We start from the raw sequence: 21670 nt of genomic DNA, 5'->3' as shown, positions 1-21670 counted from the left end.
AGTATAACAACATTGACCTAAGAGGTGTGAATATGACGAAGCACAAAAAGGGATCTATAGTTGCAATTTTAGGATTGCTTATCATATTTGCAGTAGGTGCTATTATCTTTTTCTCAATGGTTTCTGACCAAATATTCTTTAAACATGTTAAAGAACAACAAAAAGTTGAGAAATTAGATGTAACATTAGATAAAGCTGCGAAGAAACAAATAGACAACTATACGAGTCAACAAGTATCTAATAAAAATAATGATGCGTGGAGAGATGCATCATCAACTGAAATTAAAACAGCTATGGATAGTAGTCAATTTATTGACAATGACAAACAAAAGTATCAATTTTTAGATTTATCTAAATATCAAGGTATTGATGAAAAAAGAATTAAAAGAATGTTAATTGATAGACCAACTTTATTAAAACACACTGATGATTTTACAAAAGCAGCTAAAGAAAAACATGTAAATGAAGTTTACTTAATTTCACATGCTTTATTAGAAACAGGTTCTGCTAAAAGTGAATTGTCTAAAGGTGTAGAAATTGATGGTAAGAAATACTATAACTTCTATGGTGTTGGCGCATTAGATAGTGACCCTGTAAAAACAGGTGCAGAATATGCGAAGAAACATGGTTGGGATACACCGCAAAAAGCAATTTATGGTGGTGCAGATTTCATTCATAATCATTTCTTAAAACACGAAGATCAAGACACATTATATAGCATGAGATGGAATCCTAAAAATCCAGGTGAACATCAATATGCTACAGATATTAAATGGGCTGAAAGTAATGCCAGTATCATTGCTGATTTTTATAAAGACATGAAAACAGAAGGTAAATACTTCAAACTTTATGTGTATAAAGATGATAAAAGTCATTTAAAAGATAATAAATAATAATCTATTTGAATGTTTAATTTTCTAATAAGAATAAAATCAAGTTTGAATTTTAAATAAAAAAGGATATGTAATTTAACCTGCGGCATTTAATTGGCGCAGGTGTTTTTTATGTGCTGATTATTTGGCTTTGTTGTTTCTTGTTACCCAAGCAAATATAATAACTGTCAGAACTATGATTTTTGCAACTAATTTCATATCAATCACCTCATAAAGAAATTTTATCACAGATGATAAAAGATTAAACTTTGCCTGATTAGGATATATAAGAAATAATGTGAAATCAATAACAACAGTTATAAAATCTATGAAATATATATGTTGTTGTAATCAAATTAGAGATATAGAAATGAAAAAAGGATGATGTCATAATGCGTGTAGCTATAATTGGTATGGGCACTGCAGGTGTTAGTGTTTTACGACAACTTGTAAAACATGAACATTTTGAAAAATTAAAAGTAGATGTCTATGATGACCGTATAAATATGGGACAAGGAGTTCCATTCCAAAATGATAGTAGTGAATTATTAATCAATTTACCTTCTAAAAAGATGAGCTTGAATTTAGACGATGAAGAAGAATTTTGGAAATGGTATCAAGATCAAAATGAATTTGTATTCGATAATCCTACATATCTACCGAGATTTGTATTTGGACATTATATGAAATCATACTTGTCTCAATTTAATAATCAATATGAAAATATTACAATCATTAACAATAAAGTTCATGAAATTTTTACAAGTTCTAAAGTTGATGAAACGAATCTAAAATATTATGTTTGTACGTCAGATGATATGAAAGAATGGAGAGAATATGATTATTTATTCTTAACTTTTGGCACTTTTGCATATCATGATCCATATCGACTAAAAGGGATAGATGGGTTTAAACCGACACCTTATCCTACATATCATTCTCTCGATGATGTTAGTGAAAATGATAGTATTGCAATTATAGGAACTGGACTGGCAAGTTTAGATGTCATCAGATATGTTTCTGCTCACCATCCTAAATTGCCTATACTAATGACAAGTCGTTCAGCAAATTTACCTAGTGTAAGAGGTAAAATGGTTGATATAGAATTTACTCATTTAACTAAACAACGATTCAATGATATACAAGCTCAAAATTATGGCAATGTGCCTTTAGATACAGCAGTTGATTTATTTTTAAAAGAATGCAAAGATTATGGCATTAATTTTGAAAAACTAGTTAATAGAAGAACTGGAGACCACATTAAAGATTTACAATTTGATTTGGAACATGAAAAGGAAATTGGCATATTTCAAAGTATCGTTGAACTGTTAAAAGAGAATTTAAATTGGATTTGGAATAGTTTAAGTATTGAAGATCAACAAGAATTTAATCGTCGTTATACAAAAATAATTCAACTTAATTCCAATCCTATGCCTCCTAGAACTGCCCGTTTACTTATAGATTTATTAGAAAACGAAGCATTAATTATTCGTAAAAATTTAAAAAACATTTATCACGACGATGGATTATTCCATTTACAATATGAAGAGGAAAAAGATATTGAAGATTTTGATGTGGTTATTAACGCTACTGGTTCTAAAACTCATTTAAATGAACTGGATGAAGATGATCAATTAATACTAAATCTTGAAAATAGACAAATTGTTCAGGCACATCCAATGGGCGGTATTCAAATCATACCAGAGACAAACCAAGTGATTAGCCCTAGATTTGGTACACTAACGAATGTTATTGCTATAGGTCAAATGACTAATGGGGTTAATAAACTTAGAAACGGTGTCAAAATGATTGTGAATCAAGTAGCCAACGCTGTTGATAGATTATATGAAACACAACAAGATTTGGATAACCTTGATAAAGAGAATCATTAATCCTTAAATATCTAATAAAATTAAATACTTATCTGGTATTTGATTATAGTTAAAAATAAAATTTGATAATTAAAATTAAATCTATCTCTTTAATTAAGTACAATGTATAGTAATTGTTTTTTTGAAATAGGTGTAGTAGAATTTGAATTGTAGTCATTGAGATTACGATACTCAATTAACCTTTAACAATTTCATATTCAATTCTTTCGGGGCAGGGTGTAATTCCCAACCGGCAGTGATAAAGCCTGCGACCTGCTAACATATGTTAGTGGCTGATCTAGTGAGAATCTAGAGCCGACAGTTAAAGTCTGGATGGGAGAAAGAATGACGATTATCGACACTGACATATATTTGTATAAGTATGTGTTTAATGAAGTATGTTTATGTTAAGTATAAATATGCTTTTATAAAGATATATAAATTGCCTTATGCCTTGAAACAACAATTTTCAATGGTATAAGGTTTTTTAATTTTAGAGGTGATATATTGAGTAATTTTATGAATTATGCCATCCAACTTGCACAAATGGTTGATGGTCAAACTGGTGTAAATCCACCTGTAGGTTCTGTAGTAGTCAAAAATGGCAGAATTGTAGGTATTGGTGCACATTTGCGTAAAGGCGATAAACACGCTGAAGTTCAAGCCTTAGACATGGCGAAATCAGAAGCAAAAGGTGCAACAATATATGTATCATTAGAACCATGTACACATCATGGCTCTACTCCTCCTTGTGTAAATAAAATTATAGAAGCAGGAATTCAAAAAGTGATTTATGCTGTTAAAGATACAACATTAATATCACAAGGTGATGACATATTACAAAATGCAGGTATTGAAGTTGAATTTCAATATAACGCTGTAGCCGCACAACTATATCAAGATTTCTTTACTGCTAAACGTAATGAGATACCAGAATTAACAGTTAAAGTCTCAGCAAGCTTAGATGGGAAACAGTCTACAGATAATGGTGAAAGTAAATGGATTACTAACAAAGATGTTAAAAAGGATGTCTATCAATTACGTCATAACCACGATGCAGTATTAACAGGAAGAAAAACGATTGAGGCAGACGATCCTTTATATACTACTCGGATTGAAGATGGTAAACATCCTGTTCGTGTCATTTTAAGTAAAAGTGGTAAGTTGGATTTTCAACAACAACTTTTCAATGATGACTCATCTCCAATTTGGATTTACACAGAGAATAAAACGTTAACAACAGAAAAAAATAATATAACTATAATATATATGAATCAATGTGATATTGAGTCAATTTTGAAAGACTTATATCAAAAAGGTATCGGGAAATTGTTAGTCGAAGCAGGTCCCGAAATTACTTCAGAATTTCTCCAATCTGATCATCTAGATCACCTAGTACTTTATTTTGCCCCGAAAATAATAGGTGGTTCTGGTAAATATCAATTTTTCAAAACTGATAAAACGATAGCACTACCAGACACTACACAATTTGAAATTGTTAATTCCACGTTAATTAATCAAAATATTAAATTAATCTTGCGAAAGAAGTGATTGCAGGTGTTTACAGGCATCATTGAAGAAGTTGGTACTGTTCAACAAGTTCGTACTCAGCAATCAGTTAGAACTTTAGTTATTGCTGCAGACAAAATATTAGAAGATGTGCATGTTGGCGATTCAATTAGTGTAAACGGTGCATGTTTGACTGTTATAGATTTTGATGAACAATCGTTTTCAGTACAAGTGATTAGAGGTACAGAAAATAAAACCTATCTTGCTGACGTACAGCGTCATACCGAAGTGAACTTAGAACGTGCTATGAGTGGAAATGGACGTTTTGGTGGCCATTTTGTTTTAGGTCATGTTGATGACTTAGGCACAATAATAAAAATTAATGAATCTGCTAATTCTATGATTATTAAAATTCAAGCATCCAAGTCATTACTTAATCAAATGGTTAAGCAAGGATCTATAACTGTCGATGGAACAAGTTTAACTATTTTTGATCTCCATTCAGATGCTTTTGATATTCATCTGATTCCTGAAACAAGACGATCTACTATTTTATCGAATAAAAAGGTAGGAGATAAAGTTCATCTAGAATCAGATGTGCTCTTTAAATATGTAGAAAATATATTTAAGCAAAATAAATCTAATTTGACTGAAGAAAAACTAAAAGCATTTGGTTTTTAGGGGGAGGAAATAAAATATGGAATTCGACAAAATTGAACATGCATTAGACGCTTTAAAAAAAGGTGACAGTATAATTGTAGTTGATGACGAAGATAGGGAAAATGAAGGAGACCTTATTGCAATTACTGAATGGATGAAAGATGAAACTATTAATTTTATGGCTAAAGAAGCAAGAGGTTTAATTTGTTCACCAATTGGTTCAAGTATCAGTGATAAGTTATCTTTAAATCCAATGGAGACAAATAATTCAGATGTATTCGGGACTAATTTTACTGTAAGTGTTGATCATATTGATACAACAACAGGTATTAGTGCTCATGAAAGAACATTAACTGCGAGAGCTTTAATTAATGATGAATCTAAAGCTGAAGACTTTAATCGACCTGGCCATTTGTTCCCATTAATTGCTAAAGACAACGGCGTACTTGAAAGAAATGGCCATACAGAAGCGGCAGTAGATCTAGCAAAAATGACAGGTGCTAAACCTGCTGGTGTTATTTGTGAAATTATGAATGAAGATGGAACAATGGCAAAAGGCGAAGATCTTCAAGCTTTTAAAGAAAAACATGGTTTGGTAATGATTACTATAGAAAGTTTAATAGAGTATCGACGTATTAATGAATCACATGTGAATTTAAATGCAAAAGTTAAAATGCCGACAGACTTTGGTACTTTTGATATGTATGGTTTTACGACTGACTTTAGTGATGAAGAAATTGTTGTAGTGACTAAAGAAGAGGTTCGTCCTCATGAAAATGTTCGTATCCATTCAGCGTGTCTTACTGGAGATATTTTCCATAGTCAAAGATGTGACTGTGGAGCACAGCTTGAAGCTTCAATGGAATATATTGAACAACATGGTGGAATGATTATTTATTTACCTCAAGAAGGTCGAGGTATAGGCTTAATGAACAAATTACGAGCATATGAATTAATAGAAAAAGGCTATGATACTGTAACGGCTAATTTAGCTTTAGGATTTGATGATGATTTACGAGATTATAATATTGCTGCACAAATTCTTAAATACTTTAACGTTGAAAAAGTAAATTTGTTAAGTAATAATCCTAAGAAATTTGAAGGCTTAACAGAATACGGTATTAATATTCAAAAACGTATAGAACTTATAGTACCAGAAACTAAATATAATCATGAGTATATGACAACTAAAAAAGAAAAAATGGGACATTTAATTTAGGAGGATATTAAAATGAATTTTGAAGGTAAATTAATAGGTAAAGATTTAAAAGTAGCTATCGTAGTTAGTAGATTTAATGATTTTATCACTGGTAGATTATTAGAAGGTGCAAAAGATACATTTATTAGACATGATGTTGATGAAAGTAATATTGATGTTGCCTATGTACCAGGTGCATTTGAAATCCCTATGGTGGCAAGAAAACTAGCTCAAAAAGGTGATTATGATGCGGTTGTTACATTAGGATGTGTAATTAGAGGTGCAACATCACACTATGACTATGTTTGTAATGAAGTAGCAAAAGGCGTTTCCAAAGCAAATGAAGTAACAGATGTACCAGTCATATTTGGTATATTAACAACTGAAAGTATTGAACAAGCTGTTGAACGTGCAGGAACTAAAGCAGGTAATAAAGGTGCAGAAGCGGCAGTAAGCGCAATCGAAATGGCTAATTTAATAAAACAATTTTAATTATAAAAACTCGGTTGTTTTCAACCGAGTTTTTGTTTTCTTATTTACGAATATACTTTGAAATTAAGCCTAAAATAGAAGCGGATCCTAGTACAATTGCTGAAAATAATCCTGCTTTTTTAAGCGTTTCTGGCGTTGCGAATTCTTTTACAGCTAATGATAAGTTTTGAGGTCTTTCAGCTAATCTTCTCATAAAGTAAGCAAACCAATCATCACCATAAGGAACATAAACAGTGAAATGATAACCTTCATTTGCAATTGATTGGGCTAGGTCAGAACGGAAACCGTATAACATTTGGAATTCCATTTGATCTTTTTCAATATGATTTTCTTTCATAAATTGTTTTACATGGCTAATGATTTCATGATCATGAGTAGCAACTGACGTAAAATTTCTTGCGTTTAAAAGACGTTTTTCGATAATTTTAATATAGTTAGCATCGATGTCTTCTTTAGTTTGGTACGCAATTGTTTCATCTTCTTTATATGCGCCTTTAACTAATCTTAATCGTAAATTAGGGTATTTATCTATCAGTTTTTCGGCATCGTATAAATAACCTTGAATAACTGTTCCTACATTTTTAAATTCACTTTTTAATTTATCTAATACTTCTACAATTTGTTGAAGACTATCATATTTTTCAGTATCAATATTAATATGCATATTGTCATATTCGTTAGCTTTTAGTAAAATTTCTCTTAAATTTTGGTATGCAAGATCTAAATCGAAATTACTTCCTAGCAAACTTAATTTAACAGACATATGCGCGTCAACATTATATTGATTTATAGCTTCCATTATTTCAAGGATTTCTTCTTTAGCTTTTTGGCTTTCTTTCTCAGTCGTAACAAATTCCCCTAAATTGTCCACAGTAACTGAAATTTTATTTTCATTTAAATATTCAATTGTTTCTATCAATTGTGGAATTGTGTTCCCAGCAACAACTTTATTAGCACCCATTCTAGGACCGACTTGCTTAGCTGCGTCATTTAAATATTTGTTATTAGACAAAGCTATAAATATATTTTTAAAAACTCCCATCGTACATACCTCCATAACCCAATAACAATCTTTGTTTAAAAATAGTGTATCATGAAACATTTATTCAAGAAAGCGTTTACATAAAGAAATTAATAAAATTTATTGCAAAATTACATCAAAAGTAAATGGTTTGATACCAAATAAATAAGTTGATTATTTAATATGGCATTCAATTGTTATGTTTTGCTATAATTATGATACTAAAGACTATTGATAAAGGAGCAATTATAGAATGTGGAAGTGGGAAACTGAAAATGACGCGAAAGGCGTTGTTGTCATTGCTCATAATATATTAGAACATACAGGTCGATATGCTTATGTCATTACGATGTTAAGAAGAAATGGTTATCATGTTATTATGGGTGATTTACCTGGACAAGGACAGACATCTCGAGCAAATAAAGGTCAAATTGAAGATTTTAATGAATATCATGAAAATGTTCTAGAGTGGATTAAGATAGCCAATGAATATAAAATTCCAACATTTGTACTTGGAGTTGGTTTAGGTGGGTTAATCTTATTAAATTTACTTGAACGTGTTGAATTACCTATTGAAGGACTAATGTTAATTTCACCACTATTAGAATTTAATCAATCAGGCAAAGGTAGAAAGAATAAATTGCTTTCTAATGTTGGTAAAGCATCTAAAGATACTCGTTTTAAAATTGGTATCACAGCGCAAGATTTAACTCGTAATGATGAGGTCATTGAAGAAACTGAAAATGATGCTTTAATGTTAAAAAAAGTGACATATCATTGGTATAACTTAGTCAGTGAAACAATGAAAGAAACAATGGAACACATTAAAGATATTAAATCACTACCGACATTAATTATGTTTGGTACAGAAGATATTATTTCTGATATTTCTGCCACAAAAGAACTAAAAGATAAGCTTGCTACTAATGAATTATATTATAAAGTATGGAATGGTCTGTATCATGAAATACATAATGAACCAGAACGTGATCAAGTCATGCGTTATGTACTTACATTTTTAAATAATAGTGTTAACACAATGGGCTTCATCGTTGAGGAAGAAGAGATAGAAGATATATAAACACCTACTTAAATAGTAGGATATTAATTCACTTTTTTATAAGGTTGATAGGCAAAAATACGTAAAATGTTTTTTAATTTGTAGTTGCAATTTTATTGTAGTATTGATATATTTTGTTTGGATAAAAAATATAATTTTAATATGTAAAGAGGCTATGTGTATTAAAGTGTTTCTAATTTTACAAAATTATATTTTTATTTATAACTATGCATATGTCTCAGCTAATCATTTCATTTATTAAGCATTCAGTTAAATTTGTACAAGCTATAAAGCATATTTTTTGATTAACCGATAGCGTCATTTCGGGGATCGGTTACTTTAGGAAATATTAATTTATACTTGTAATTTGGGAGAGTTTACTATGAATCAAAGGGAAAATGAAAGAGTTTACGGTATTTTGCAATTAGACAAACTATTATCAGATGTTAGCTCTATTTTTGAAACTATTCAACGAGAATATGATATGTCAAAAGAAGAAATTTTAATTTTATTAAACTTATGGGAAAAAGGTTCAATGACGTTAAAAGAAATGGATGAGTTTGTTGAAATTAAGCCTTATAAACGAACAAGAACTTATAACAATTTAGTGAATTCAGAATGGATTTATAAAGAGCGTCCACAAGATGATGAACGTACAGTAATTATTCATTTCAACGAGAAACTTGCTAAACAAAAAGATGGATTGCTAGATTTTATTGCTAAGACGATTACAGGCAAATCAGAACATATGCAGACAAGTTTAAATTCAATTTTATCAGTTTAACATCTGAATAGTAAAAAAAGGGTCCGAAGTAACTTCGGATCCTTTTACTATATTAAACGTTAGCACGTTTTTCTAATGCACATATAAAAGGCGCATTGTTTCTTTGATTAATGAACTGATATTGTAAAACGTGCGCTTGATTTTGATCTATTTGTACTAAATAATCCATTAAGGCATCACGTTCAATCTTACCTTCATCATGTCCATGGTATATCACTAAAATAATAATACCTTCGTTACTTAAAATATCAAAAATATTATTAATAGCACTAATAGTTGTATTAGGTGTAGTGACTATCGATTTGTCACCTTTAGGTAAATAGCCAAGATTAAATATAGCTGCATCAATTTTACCAATATGTTCAGCCTTAATATATTGTTTTACATTGTTATGACTATCTTTAATTAATTTTACATTAGAAAATGTAGCTACTTTCTGCTCTGTATTTGTGATTGCTAATTGTTGAATATCAAAACCATAAACAAAGCCGTTAGGTACATTTTGTGCAAGAAATAAGGTATCATTACCGTTGCCACAAGTAGCATCTATAACCACACTTGATTCAGTGATATGGCTTTGAATTAAACTTTTAGAAAAAGGTAATATACGTTCTAATTTCATGAATTCACCTTTTGCACAAATTTTTTTCCTTGATAAGAATCACGACGTGCTAGTTCATTATCAATTTCATTTAAAACTTCCCATTTATTAACACTCCACATTGGACCTACCATTAAATCAATAGGGCCATCACCAGTAATTCGATGAATAATCATTTCTGGAGGTAAAATTTCAAGTTGATCACATACGAGATTAGTATAATCATCTTGTGACATAAACTCTAACATACCTTTTTCATATTGTTTCACCATTGGTGTACCTTTTAATAGGTGAAGTAAATGAATTTTGATACCTTGAACATCCATTTGTGCAACTTCTCGAGCAGTTTCCATCATCATTTCATAATCTTCTCCTGGTAAACCATTAATGATATGTGTACAAACATTAATATTGTGTTTACGTAGCTTAGCTACACCTTCATAATACGTTTGCATATCATGTGCACGATTTATTAAATCAGAAGTGGATTGATGAACAGTTTGTAATCCAAGCTCTACCCATAAATAAGTTCTCTCGTTTAATTCAGCTAAATATTCTACAACATCATCTGGTAAACAATCTGGACGTGTTGCAATTGATAAACCAACAACACCTTCTTCTTTTAATACTGGCTCATACTTTTCTTTTAATACTTCTACAGGTGCATGTGTATTTGTAAATGCTTGGAAATAGGCGATATATTGACCTTCGCTCCATTTTTCATGCATACGTTCTTTAATTTGTTGGAATTGAACTTCAATTGGGTCAGCACGATTTCCTGCAAAGTCGCCACTACCTGCAGCAGAACAGAATGTGCAACCACCATGTGCTACAGTGCCATCTCTATTGGGACAGTCAAATCCACCGTCTAAAGCTACTTTGAAAATTTTGCGACCAAATTTATTTTTCAAATGATAGTTCCAAGTATGATATCTTTTATCTTCAAAAGCATACGGGAAGTAATTACCCATAAGACATTTTCCTTTCTATTTTGTATCTAAGTAAAGATTTTAACATACTTTAATGTTATAGTGTCTATTATAGATTGAGAAAAATATAAAGAGGGGACTCAATAAATGAATATACCAAAATCAGTATGGTGGCTTGTAATTGGTATGGCTCTAAATATTACGGGCGCCAGCTTTTTGTGGCCATTAAATACGATTTACATGAAAGAAGAACTTAATAAAAGTTTAACAATTGCTGGTGTAGTTTTATTAATTAATTCTTTAGGTATGGTTGTAGGCAACCTACTTGGCGGTGTATTATTTGATAAACTTGGTGGTTATAAAACAATACTTATTGGTACATTTACATGTTTATTTAGTACGACGTTATTAAATTTATTCCATGGATGGCCTTGGTACGCTGTATGGCTTGTGTTGCTTGGGTTCGGTGGCGGTATGATTATACCCGCTATATATGCCATGGCCGGCGCTGTTTGGCCTAATGGTGGTAGACAAACCTTTAACGCAATATATTTAGCTCAAAATATCGGCGTAGCATTAGGTGCAGCGTTAGGTGGATTTGTTGCTGAATTTAGTTTTAATTATATTTTTATGGCAAATTTAATTATGTATGTTCTATTTGCATTAGTTGCAATCACACAATTTAATTTAGAAATAAATGCTAAACTTAAGCGACAAGATAATATTGATTTGAAAAATCAAGAGAACGTTAGCCGATTTGTTTCATTAATTTTAGTTTGTGTTGTCTTTGCTATTTGTTGGATTGGTTATATTCAATGGGAAACAACTATAGCGTCATTCACACAATCTATCCATATTTCTATGTCGCAATATAGTGTGTTATGGACAATAAACGGTATTATGATTTTAGTTGCACAACCATTAATTAGACCAGTAATCGTTCTTTTAAAAGGTAATTTAAAAAAGCAAATGTTTGTTGGTATTATTATTTTTATGTGTTCATTTTTAGTTACTAGTTTTGCGCATCAATTTTCTATATTTGTTATAGGTATGGTTATTTTAACGTTTGGTGAAATGTTTGTATGGCCGGCTGTTCCAACGATAGCTAATCAATTAGCTCCAGAAGGCAAAGTGGGACAATATCAAGGTATAGTCAATTCAGCTTCTACAGTTGGTAAAGCACTTGGACCATTATTTGGTGGGGTGTTAGTAGATATGTTTAATATGAGAATAATGTTTTTAACAATCATTTTATTACTTGGTATTTCAATTATTATTTTAAGTTTATTTACTAAAAGTAAAGCAGCTAAAAAATATCTGGATTATTAATATATCTACATTAATTAAAAATTAGTAGTAACCTCTTGCAATCGAACGCATAATCACATACTATTAATTTGTAATAACATGTTATTAGACGCTTTTCTACAGAGAACTAGTGTGGTGAGAACTAGTGTTAAGGACTAAAATAACATTATAAAATATAACGAATTTAATTATGACATCTCTTACTATTGAATGAAGTGCGCTGAAAATGCGAAAAAGGGTGGTAACGCGGCTTAGGTCGTCCCTTTATCATTAGTGAGAGGTGTCTTTTTATTGAATAGGAGGAAACGTATTGAATTACAATCACAAAGAAATTGAGAAGAAATGGCAACAATATTGGGAAGAGAATAAAACGTTTAAAACACAGGATAATTTAGGTCAAAAGAAATTTTATGCATTAGATATGTTTCCTTATCCATCAGGTGCAGGTCTACATGTAGGTCATCCTGAAGGTTATACTGCAACTGATATTATTTCACGCTATAAACGAATGCAAGGATATAATGTGCTTCATCCGATGGGATGGGATGCATTCGGATTACCTGCTGAACAATATGCATTAGACACAGGTAATGATCCTCGCGAATTCACTCAACAAAACATTCAAACATTTAAACGTCAAATACAAGAATTAGGCTTTAGTTATGATTGGGATAGAGAAGTTAATACAACTGACCCAGAATATTATAAATGGACACAATGGATATTTATACAATTGTATAACAAAGGTTTAGCTTACGTTGATGAAGTAGCTGTAAACTGGTGCCCAGCTTTAGGTACTGTTTTATCAAATGAAGAAGTTGTGGATGGTGTATCTGAACGAGGAGGTCATCCAGTTTATAGAAAGCCTATGAAACAATGGGTACTAAAAATTACAGAATATGCGGATCGTTTATTAGAAGATTTAGAGGATTTAGATTGGCCTGAATCAATTAAAGATATGCAACGTAACTGGATTGGACGTTCAGAAGGCGCTAAAGTTTCATTTGATGTTAAAGGTATTAATGAAAAAATTGAAGTTTTTACAACTAGACCAGATACAATTTACGGAACTTCATTTTTAGTATTAAGTCCAGAGCATGAACTAGTTAATAAAATTACTAGTGATGATAAAGAAGAAGAAATCAAAGCTTATCAAAAAGAAGCTTCAAAAAAATCTGATTTAGAACGTACAGATTTAGCTAAAGGAAAGACAGGTGTGTTTACAGGCGCTTATGCAATCAATCCTATTTCTGGTGATCAACTACCAATTTGGATTGCAGATTATGTTCTATCTACGTATGGCACAGGTGCAGTTATGGCAGTACCAGGTCATGACGAACGTGATTATGAATTTGCTGAGAAATTCGAATTACCTATCATTGAAGTGATTGAAGGTGGAGATGTTCAAACTGAAGCATACACTGGCAATGGTCCACATGTTAACTCCGGTGAACTTAATGGATTATATAATGAAGAAGCAATTTCTAAAGCTATTGAATTATTAGAAAATCATCATGCAGGAGAAAAGAAAGTTAATTATAAATTACGTGATTGGTTATTTAGTAGACAACGTTATTGGGGTGAACCAATACCAATTATCCATTGGGAAGACGGTTCTATGTCTACAGTACCTGAAGAAGAACTGCCATTATTACTTCCAGAAACTGACGAAATCAAACCATCAGGTACTGGTGAATCTCCATTAGCTAATATAGATGAGTTTGTAAATGTTGTTGATGAACAGACTGGAATGAAAGGTCGTCGTGAAACGAATACTATGCCTCAGTGGGCAGGTAGTTGTTGGTATTATTTAAGATATATTGATCCTAAAAACGATAAAATGATTGCTGATCCTGAAAAATTAAAACACTGGTTACCAGTAGATTTATATATTGGTGGCGTAGAACATGCAGTATTGCATTTATTATATGCAAGATTCTGGCATAAAGTACTTTACGATTTAGGTGTTGTCCCTACAAAAGAACCATTCCAAAAATTATATAACCAAGGAATGATTTTAGGTGAAGGTAATGAAAAAATGAGTAAATCTAAAGGAAATGTTATTAACCCTGATGATATAGTGAATTCTCATGGTGCTGATACATTACGTTTATATGAAATGTTTATGGGACCATTAGATGCAGCTATAGCATGGAGTGATAAGGGACTAGATGGTTCACGTCGCTTTCTAGATAGAGTATGGCGTTTAATTGTTAAAGAAGACGGCACTTTATCTGACAAAATTGTTGACACTAATAATAAATCTTTAGATAAATCATATAACCAAACTGTTAAAAAAGTAACAGAAGATTTTGATAGCCTAGGTTTCAACACTGCTATTAGTCAATTAATGGTATTTATCAATGATTGTTACAAAGCAGAAGAAATTTACAAACCTTATATTGAAGGATTTGTAACTATGTTAGCACCAATAGCCCCTCATATCGGAGAAGAGCTATGGTCAAGATTAGGTCATACTGATACTATTACTTATCAACCTTGGCCAACTTATAATGAATCGCTACTAGTCGATGATGAAGTAGAAATCGTGGTCCAAGTTAATGGAAAATTAAGAGCAAAAATTGAAATTCCTAAAGACTTATCTAAAGAAGAAATGCAAGATTTAGCATTAGCAAATGATAATGTTAAAATGAGTATTGAAGGTAAAGAAATTAAAAAAATAATTGCTGTACCACAAAAATTAGTCAACATTGTTGCTAAATAGAATATTTTAAAAGGAGTTTTAATAATGGAATCAATTACAATTGATGAGTTGAAAGAAAAAATATTGGATTCAAATCCAATTAATATTGTAGATGTACGTAATGATAATGAAACTGCAATGGGGATTATTCCTGGTGCAAAGACTATTCCTATGAATGAAATTCCTGATAACTTAAAAGAATTCGATTCAAATCAAACTTATTATATAATTTGTGCAGCTGGCGCACGCAGTGCTAGAGTTGTTGAATATTTAGAAAATAATGATATTCATGCTGTTAATGTAGAAGGTGGCATGAATGAATGGGGAACAGAAGGATTAGAAATTAAAAACATTTAATATTGGAAAGTGATTTTTAAGAGTTAGATTTTGAATGCCTTTTATATTAAGGTATTCAAATCTAACTCTTTTTTTATGAAATCTTATTTGATAACGTTGAAATATTTACATGACAAATATGTTAAAAATAAATTAAAACGTGTACTATAATATTTAATTTATGTATACTAGAATTTGAATAAAATTGATGATAAAATCAAAGTGAATATCAATTCATTATATTGGTTAAAATAGCAAATTGATTCATTTAATACATATGCATCATAAACGCTCATTAATTATAAACAACAAAGACGATACAACTAGGAGGAACAATTAATGAATTTATTTAGGAAACAGAAATTCAGTATTAGAAAGTTTAACATAGGTATTTTTTCAACAATTATTGGTACTACACTTTTTTTAAGTCAAACTCATCAAGCATTAGCAGAAGAGAATAAATTAAATACCAATAGTGATACGCCTAATACTGCACTTACAGGTGAAACAAATACTAATGAATTAACAACTGCTAATCAAAATAATGTGACAAATAATAATGTCGCTAATACATCAGATGGTACGATAGACAATCAAGTTAATGATAATCAACGTAATGCAAATGACTTACTAGGAAATGAATCTATCTCTGAAACAAATCCTGATTTAAGTAAAGAACAGTCGACTGAATCATCAACAAATAGTAATTTTGACCCTAGCACAAACAATTCAACAAAACTTCAACTCGATAGCATAAATAATGATATTGTATTACCTGAAAATTTAGTGAATGGAGAAACTCAACAAAATCAACCTAAATTAGTAACAGAATCAAGGCCTAAAGCAGATAGACCTAAGAAAAGAAGTCGACGTGCAGTTGTTGATAATAATGCAGGTGGTACAGTTAATTCAACCACTGTGATTGATCCAAAAATAAATAATACTGGTCCTAACGCAATCAACGAGGTATTAACTTTTGATGATATTGGGGTCACTCCAAGTAAAAGTAGAAACAACCCTACAGTTACTATTGTTGAACAATTACCCGGATTTAATCTTATAAACGGAGGTAAAGTTGGTGTTATAAGTCATACTTTGGTTAGGTCTGGTATGTTTAATTCAAGTGACGAAAAAAATTACCAAGCTCAAAACAATGTCATTGTTTTAGGTAGAGCCAATGGTGCTGATCCTAATGATCATGGAGATTTTAATGGAATTGAGAAAACTTTAACAGTCAATCCAAATTCTGAATTAGTCTTTGATTTTTCTACAATGTTAACTAAAAAAAGGCAAGGTGCTGTAAATATTGTTATTAGAAATGCTGATGACGATAATATAATTGGAGAAAAAACAGTATCAACAAGAGCTCAATCGAGATTATTTAAAGTACCTGATAATGTTACACATTTAAAAATTCAATTTATACCTAATAACGATGCTATCACTGATATTGCAGGTGTTTATCAACTCAAAGATGGCTATAAATATTATGATTTTATAGATAATGTAGGTCTATTTTCTGGTTCGCATATATATGTTGAAAATAGAAATATAGAAACAAAGGCAGTAAATAATAGAGAATTCAATGTTTCAACTTCATTGAAAAACGATGGTGATTTTGCAGCCTCAATGAATACGAACGAATTTGTTTATACTATTCATTTACCAGAAGGTATAGAATATGTCGACCAATCACTTACTACAGAATTGCCATTTGGTAATGGTTCAGGAAATATGTTAAATCCGATGATTACTACATATGACCCAACAACTCGTACAATCACTATAAAAAGTAATGGAGATGAAACAAATTCAAATAACGCATCATTAATGCCTAATAAAAATTTGAACATTAACTATAAATTACGTGTTAATAATGTTCCAACACCAAGACAAGTTACTTTCCAAGATAATTTAGTATATAAAACTTTTGCTGAAGAATATTTCGATACGCCTCCAACACCGAGTGATGTCAATTTAGAACCTTATAATATAGATATTGTTATGAATAAAGATGAATTACAACGAGCTGTAGATACTAAAGTCATAGCTTCGAATTATACCATTGCTTCTGTAGATGAATATAATACGTTAAAAGCAAGAGCTCAAACCATCTTAGATGAATCTAGAAATAATGTTCCAATCAATCAGAGAATCTCTCAAGCAGACATTGATCAATTAACTTATCAATTGCAACATACTTTAATTAGTAGAGTAGAAGCGGCTCGAGCAGTTAATAACAAAGCCGATGATATGACAGATACTGTTAATCAGGATAATGAACTAACAGATGAAGAAAAAGAAGCGGCAATTAATAAAATTGAACAAGATAGAGATAATGCTATCAATAATATTGATGATCAAACAACTGATGATGGTGTGACAAATGAAAAAAATGCAGGTTTAAATATATTAAATGGAGATACAGGAACACCTATAGCAAAACCTAATGCAAGACAGGCTGTAAACGATAAAGCTACTGAACAAAGAGCATTGATTAATCAAGATACAGTTGCTACAACTGAAGAAAAAGAAGCGGCCTTAGAAGAATTAGATAATGATGTAGCTACTGCTTTAGCTAATATTGATAATGCTCAAAACAACGCACAGGTAGAAGCAGCTAAAAATAATGCAATTAATAAGATTAATACAGATAGACCAGCTGATATTTATAAAGCCAACGCAAAAGCTGAAATTAACCAAGCAACAATAGCGAAACGTCAAGAAATTAATCAAAATAATGAAGCTACTTTAGAAGAAAAAGAGGCTGCACTTAATGAACTTAATCAAACAACTAATCAAGCTATAGGTGAAATTGATAATAGTGTATCAAATAGCGACGTAGATCAAGCAAAAGATAATGGTGTAAATGCAATTAATATCATTAATCCAGTTACCATAGTTAAACAAAATGCTCGTGATGCAGTTGCTAATGTAGCACAACAAAAGAAGGATGAAATTAATGCCAATACAGATGCAACGTTAGAAGAAAGACAAGCTGCAATTCAAGCAGTTGACCAAGCTTTAACAGAAGCTAATACAAATATTACGAATGCAAATACAAATGATGAAGTTGACCAAGCTAAAAATAATTCTATAAATACAATTCAAAGCATTCAACCAGAAACACAAGTAAAAACAAATGCTAAAAATTTATTGAATTTAAAAGCACAAGAACAACTTAATATAATTGCAAATAATAACGATGCAACTATAGAAGAACAACAAGCAGCACAACAAATACTTGATACAGAACTTAATCAAGGTATTCAAAATATAGAAAACGCGGATACTAATCAAGAAGTTGAAAATGCAAAAGATACGTCTATACAAAATATTCAAAGTATTCAACCAGCCACAAAGGTAAAATCAGATGCTAGAACGGCAGTTAATGAAAAAGCAACAGAAGTAATTAATAATATTAACGCCACACCAGGTGCTACTAAGGAAGAAAGAGATGAAGCTATTGCACAAGTAAACACACTATTAAATAGAGTAATAAATGATATTAATACATCAAGTACTACACCTATGGTTGAAGCTTTAAGAGATGCAGCAATTAATGATTTAGGAAATATTCAACCACATGTTACTAAAAAGCAAGAAGCAATAGCGATATTAAACCAATTAGCTACTGATAAAAAACAAGACATAAATCAAAATATTAATGCAACTACTGAAGAAAAAGTAGCCGCAATTAATGAAGTAGATACACAACTAGCAGATGCACTTAATCATATTGATCAAGCAGACACTAACGCTCAAGTAGATGAAGCACAACAAAATGGAACGGCAGCGATTAACAATATACAAGAACAAATCGTTAAAAAACCTGATGCTCGTAATGAAATTAATCAACATTATAATGATAAATTATCTCAAATTAATCAAACACCCGATGCAACGACTGACGAGAAAGCAGCTGCAATTCAATTACTAGACGAGCAAAAGAAACAGGCTCTAGAAGCTATAAACCAAGCACAAACTAACAACGATGTAGATCAAGCCAAAGAACAAGCTATTCAAAACATAGATGCTGTTCAAGTTGATGTAGTGGTGAAACCAGATGCGAGACATTCGTTAGAGTCTGCAAAAAATGCACAACAACAAGTGATTAATGCAACACCTGATGCAACTGTTGAAGAAATTAATACAGCATTACAAAAATTAAATCAAATATTCAATCAAGCAAATAATGCTATTAATCATGCGCAAACAAATCAACAAGTAACAGATGCTATTCAGCAATCAATTGAAATGATTCATAATACATTACCTGAGACAACAGTGAAAACTAATGCAAGAAATAATATAGAAAATCAATCTAATAAACAAACTCAGCTCATTCAAAATAGTGATGAATCCACGGTTGAAGAGAAAAATGAGGCACAAGAATTGGTGAATCAAGCCAAAGAACAATCAATTAAAAATATAGATCAAGCTCATACAAATCAAGAGGTGGAAACGGCATATAATAGTGGCATACAAAGTATACAACAAATATCGCCATCTACTGCTATTAAGACTAATGCAAGACAAACTATATCTAAAGCCATTCAAGATAAAGAGAAACCAGTACTTGAAAATCAAGAAGCTACACAAGAAGAAAAAAATCAATTTATGACTAAAATGAATACGTTATTAAATGATTTGAATCAACAAATTACAAAAGACACTACAAATCAAGAAGTAGCAAATACTAAAGATAATGGATTAGTAAGTATTGAGCAGTCTGTTTTTCAACCAACTGTAAAACAAGATGCAAGAATTAAAATACAAGAATTTGCTGAAAAGCAAACGGAATTAATTAATCATAGTGAAGATGCTACAAATGAAGAAAAAAATAATGCTTTAGAAAAACTTAAAGCTACTGTTGAAAATATTATTAACCAAATCAATACTGCGACAATGAATAGTCAAGTTAATCTGGCACAAAATAATGGAGAATCTGCAATTTCTATTATTTTGCCTAAAATTGTAGTTAAAGAAGAAGCAAGAACTCAAATTAACCAAGCCATCAATAATCAAGATGAAGTTAATAGTAAAGTTCAAGATGCAACGCAAGAAGAAAAAGATGAAGCTAATGATGAAGTTAATCGTTTGGCAAATCAGGCAATCAATGACATCAACAATCTAAGAAATAATAATCAAGTAGAAGTAGCAAAAGATGAAGCTATCAATAAGATCCAACAAATATTGCCATCTACTGCAGTTAAAACTAATGCAAGACAATTATTAAATGAAACTAGTCAAAATAAGATTAAAAATATAAAAGAGACGTTAAACGCCACTACCAATGAAATTGAAGCAGCAATTTCAGAAATCGAGAAAATTTTAGAACAAGCATTAAGTCAAATTAACCAAGATATAACGACACAACAAGTAAATAAAACAAAAGAACAAGGGGTTCAAGCTATTAATGATGTTCAAGTTAAAGTGGTTAAAAAACCAGAAGCAAATGAACTTCTTTCACAAGTTGCGAATAATCAAGAACAATTAATTAACCAAATAAATGAAGCGACAAAAGAAGAGAAAGAATTGGCTATTACTAAAGTGCTAAAAGAATTAGAAAAGGCTAAAGAACTTATTAATAATGCATTGTCAAACAGTGAAGTGGATCAAGTTTATATAGATGCAGCTAAGATCATTGAATCAATTAAACCTAATATAGAAGTTAAACCTCAAGCAAATAAAGATATCAATCAAGTAGCTGATGAAGTTAAAAATCAAATTAAACTTTTAAGAAATGTTGATTCCAATGCTGTAAATAATGCTATGAGAAAAATCGCGTCAATATTAGAAGAAGCAGATATAAGAATCAAACAAGCAAAAACAAATGATGAAGTTAGCCAAATTGTTATTGAAACGATAGAAAAATTAAAAGGAATTAAAATATCGCCACTTAAATCTAATATCAAAATAGATACGGTTAGATCAATGACTAATTGTAAGAATTATATAGAAAAACAGATTTCATCATCTGGTTCTAAATTAAATAGTGAATTACCAGATACTGGCTTAAGTCAAAATCATTTACCTTTAGCTGGATTCACATTTACTTTTGGAATTTGGTTATATTTAAGAAGTTTAAAACTAAGAGATTATAAAAAATAAAAAGTTTGATACTTCATCAATTAATTTTGATAAAGATAGATAAAACATACCTAATTCTTCATGCTATAAATATTTAATTATTATTAAATAAGTATATTTTTATACTAAATTTATAATTAGGTTGATGATAAAATAATTATTAAATTTAATAGGTTGTGCATATTACAAAGTTGTGCAACCTATTTGAAATCTAAATATAATTCTAATGTTT

The 21670-nt window shown here is 30.7% G+C and carries 15 protein-coding genes and 1 riboswitch; of the genes, 12 read left to right on the top strand and 3 right to left on the bottom strand.

All coding sequences use genetic code 11. The annotated features are described in order from the left end of the window. Window positions 1-32: 32 nt before the first annotated feature. The 6 genes from HMPREF3125_RS12020 (at window position 33) to ribE (HMPREF3125_RS11995) (ending at window position 6602) form a co-directional block, all read left to right on the top strand. Window positions 33-893 (top strand): peptidoglycan release complex glucosaminidase SagB, encoded by an 861-nt coding sequence (locus tag HMPREF3125_RS12020; protein WP_017638292.1) that lies wholly within the window; start codon window positions 33-35, stop codon window positions 891-893. A gap of 371 nt (window positions 894-1264) precedes the next feature. Continuing rightward, window positions 1265-2764 (top strand): FAD/NAD(P)-binding protein, encoded by a 1500-nt coding sequence (locus HMPREF3125_RS12015; RefSeq protein ID WP_029055631.1) that lies wholly within the window; start codon window positions 1265-1267, stop codon window positions 2762-2764. A 198-nt stretch (window positions 2765-2962) separates the two neighbouring features. Then, window positions 2963-3092, top strand: a riboswitch (FMN riboswitch). 158 nt (window positions 3093-3250) lie between these two features. Next, the gene (gene ribD / locus HMPREF3125_RS12010) at window positions 3251-4294 is read left to right on the top strand and encodes a bifunctional diaminohydroxyphosphoribosylaminopyrimidine deaminase/5-amino-6-(5-phosphoribosylamino)uracil reductase RibD (RefSeq protein WP_070454020.1); all 1044 of its coding nucleotides are present in this window, start codon (window positions 3251-3253) and stop codon (window positions 4292-4294) included. A 6-nt stretch (window positions 4295-4300) separates the two neighbouring features. Further along, entirely contained in the window at window positions 4301-4933 is a 633-nt protein-coding gene (gene ribE / locus HMPREF3125_RS12005) for a riboflavin synthase (RefSeq protein WP_070454018.1), read from the top strand. A gap of 16 nt (window positions 4934-4949) precedes the next feature. Further along, on the top strand, window positions 4950-6131 hold the full coding sequence (locus HMPREF3125_RS12000; RefSeq protein ID WP_070454016.1) for a bifunctional 3,4-dihydroxy-2-butanone-4-phosphate synthase/GTP cyclohydrolase II: 1182 nt from the start codon (window positions 4950-4952) through the stop codon (window positions 6129-6131). A gap of 12 nt (window positions 6132-6143) precedes the next feature. Continuing rightward, a complete protein-coding gene (gene ribE / locus HMPREF3125_RS11995; protein ID WP_070454014.1) occupies window positions 6144-6602 on the top strand; it encodes a 6,7-dimethyl-8-ribityllumazine synthase in 459 nt (152 codons plus the stop codon). Window positions 6603-6642: 40 nt separating this feature from the next. Here the strand turns inward: ribE (HMPREF3125_RS11995) and HMPREF3125_RS11990 are convergent, their stop codons facing one another. Beyond that, complete coding sequence (locus HMPREF3125_RS11990; protein WP_070454013.1) at window positions 6643-7644, bottom strand: proline dehydrogenase family protein; 1002 nt, start codon at window positions 7642-7644, stop codon at window positions 6643-6645. A 232-nt stretch (window positions 7645-7876) separates the two neighbouring features. Here HMPREF3125_RS11990 and HMPREF3125_RS11985 point away from each other — a divergent pair, with 232 nt between their 5' ends. Together HMPREF3125_RS11985 and HMPREF3125_RS11980 are read left to right on the top strand one after the other, a co-directional pair. Further along, window positions 7877-8704: an alpha/beta fold hydrolase gene (locus HMPREF3125_RS11985; protein WP_017638285.1), complete on the top strand. Its 828-nt coding sequence runs from the start codon at window positions 7877-7879 to the stop codon at window positions 8702-8704. A 361-nt stretch (window positions 8705-9065) separates the two neighbouring features. Beyond that, the gene (locus HMPREF3125_RS11980; protein ID WP_017638284.1) at window positions 9066-9467 is read left to right on the top strand and encodes a transcriptional regulator, SarA/Rot family; all 402 of its coding nucleotides are present in this window, start codon (window positions 9066-9068) and stop codon (window positions 9465-9467) included. Window positions 9468-9519: 52 nt separating this feature from the next. Here the strand turns inward: HMPREF3125_RS11980 and HMPREF3125_RS11975 are convergent, their stop codons facing one another. Together HMPREF3125_RS11975 and HMPREF3125_RS11970 are read right to left on the bottom strand one after the other, a co-directional pair. After that, window positions 9520-10089, bottom strand: a complete 570-nt coding sequence (locus HMPREF3125_RS11975; protein WP_070454011.1) for a tRNA 5-(aminomethyl)-2-thiouridylate-methyltransferase MnmM — start codon at window positions 10087-10089, stop codon at window positions 9520-9522. Beyond that, the gene (locus tag HMPREF3125_RS11970; RefSeq protein ID WP_017638282.1) at window positions 10086-11039 is read right to left on the bottom strand and encodes a tRNA modification radical SAM protein MnmL/YtqA; all 954 of its coding nucleotides are present in this window, start codon (window positions 11037-11039) and stop codon (window positions 10086-10088) included. Before HMPREF3125_RS11970 ends, HMPREF3125_RS11975 begins: the two co-directional genes overlap by 4 nt. Before the next feature lie 105 nt (window positions 11040-11144). Between HMPREF3125_RS11970 and HMPREF3125_RS11965 the strand changes: the two genes are divergently transcribed. The 4 genes from HMPREF3125_RS11965 (at window position 11145) to HMPREF3125_RS11950 (ending at window position 21459) form a co-directional block, all read left to right on the top strand. Continuing rightward, a complete protein-coding gene (locus HMPREF3125_RS11965; RefSeq protein ID WP_017638281.1) occupies window positions 11145-12326 on the top strand; it encodes an MDR family MFS transporter in 1182 nt (393 codons plus the stop codon). Window positions 12327-12615: 289 nt separating this feature from the next. Next, on the top strand, window positions 12616-15030 hold the full coding sequence (leuS, locus tag HMPREF3125_RS11960; RefSeq protein ID WP_070454009.1) for a leucine--tRNA ligase: 2415 nt from the start codon (window positions 12616-12618) through the stop codon (window positions 15028-15030). A gap of 24 nt (window positions 15031-15054) precedes the next feature. Next, entirely contained in the window at window positions 15055-15366 is a 312-nt protein-coding gene (locus tag HMPREF3125_RS11955) for a rhodanese-like domain-containing protein (protein ID WP_046466833.1), read from the top strand. Window positions 15367-15684: 318 nt separating this feature from the next. After that, entirely contained in the window at window positions 15685-21459 is a 5775-nt protein-coding gene (locus HMPREF3125_RS11950; RefSeq protein ID WP_070454007.1) for a SasC/FmtB family protein, read from the top strand. The last annotated feature ends 211 nt before the right edge of the window (window positions 21460-21670 follow it).

The organism is Staphylococcus sp. HMSC13A10 (assembly GCF_001808005.1).
Classification (GTDB): Bacteria; Bacillota; Bacilli; order Staphylococcales; family Staphylococcaceae; genus Staphylococcus; species Staphylococcus pasteuri.
Note: the sequence above shows the minus strand (reverse complement) of the source record. Positions and strands in the feature narration are given on the sequence as shown.

Coding starts and splice junctions, on each gene's coding strand:
- HMPREF3125_RS11970 (WP_017638282.1), bottom strand. CDS start 11,039: ATGGGTAATTACTTCCCGTATGCTTTTGAAGATAAAAGATATCATACT.
- HMPREF3125_RS11980 (WP_017638284.1), top strand. CDS start 9,066: ATGAATCAAAGGGAAAATGAAAGAGTTTACGGTATTTTGCAATTAGAC.
- HMPREF3125_RS11965 (WP_017638281.1), top strand. CDS start 11,145: ATGAATATACCAAAATCAGTATGGTGGCTTGTAATTGGTATGGCTCTA.
- HMPREF3125_RS11985 (WP_017638285.1), top strand. CDS start 7,877: ATGTGGAAGTGGGAAACTGAAAATGACGCGAAAGGCGTTGTTGTCATT.
- HMPREF3125_RS11975 (WP_070454011.1), bottom strand. CDS start 10,089: ATGAAATTAGAACGTATATTACCTTTTTCTAAAAGTTTAATTCAAAGC.
- HMPREF3125_RS11950 (WP_070454007.1), top strand. CDS start 15,685: ATGAATTTATTTAGGAAACAGAAATTCAGTATTAGAAAGTTTAACATA.
- HMPREF3125_RS11955 (WP_046466833.1), top strand. CDS start 15,055: ATGGAATCAATTACAATTGATGAGTTGAAAGAAAAAATATTGGATTCA.
- HMPREF3125_RS12015 (WP_029055631.1), top strand. CDS start 1,265: ATGCGTGTAGCTATAATTGGTATGGGCACTGCAGGTGTTAGTGTTTTA.
- HMPREF3125_RS11990 (WP_070454013.1), bottom strand. CDS start 7,644: ATGGGAGTTTTTAAAAATATATTTATAGCTTTGTCTAATAACAAATAT.
- ribE (WP_070454014.1), top strand. CDS start 6,144: ATGAATTTTGAAGGTAAATTAATAGGTAAAGATTTAAAAGTAGCTATC.
- HMPREF3125_RS12020 (WP_017638292.1), top strand. CDS start 33: ATGACGAAGCACAAAAAGGGATCTATAGTTGCAATTTTAGGATTGCTT.
- HMPREF3125_RS12000 (WP_070454016.1), top strand. CDS start 4,950: ATGGAATTCGACAAAATTGAACATGCATTAGACGCTTTAAAAAAAGGT.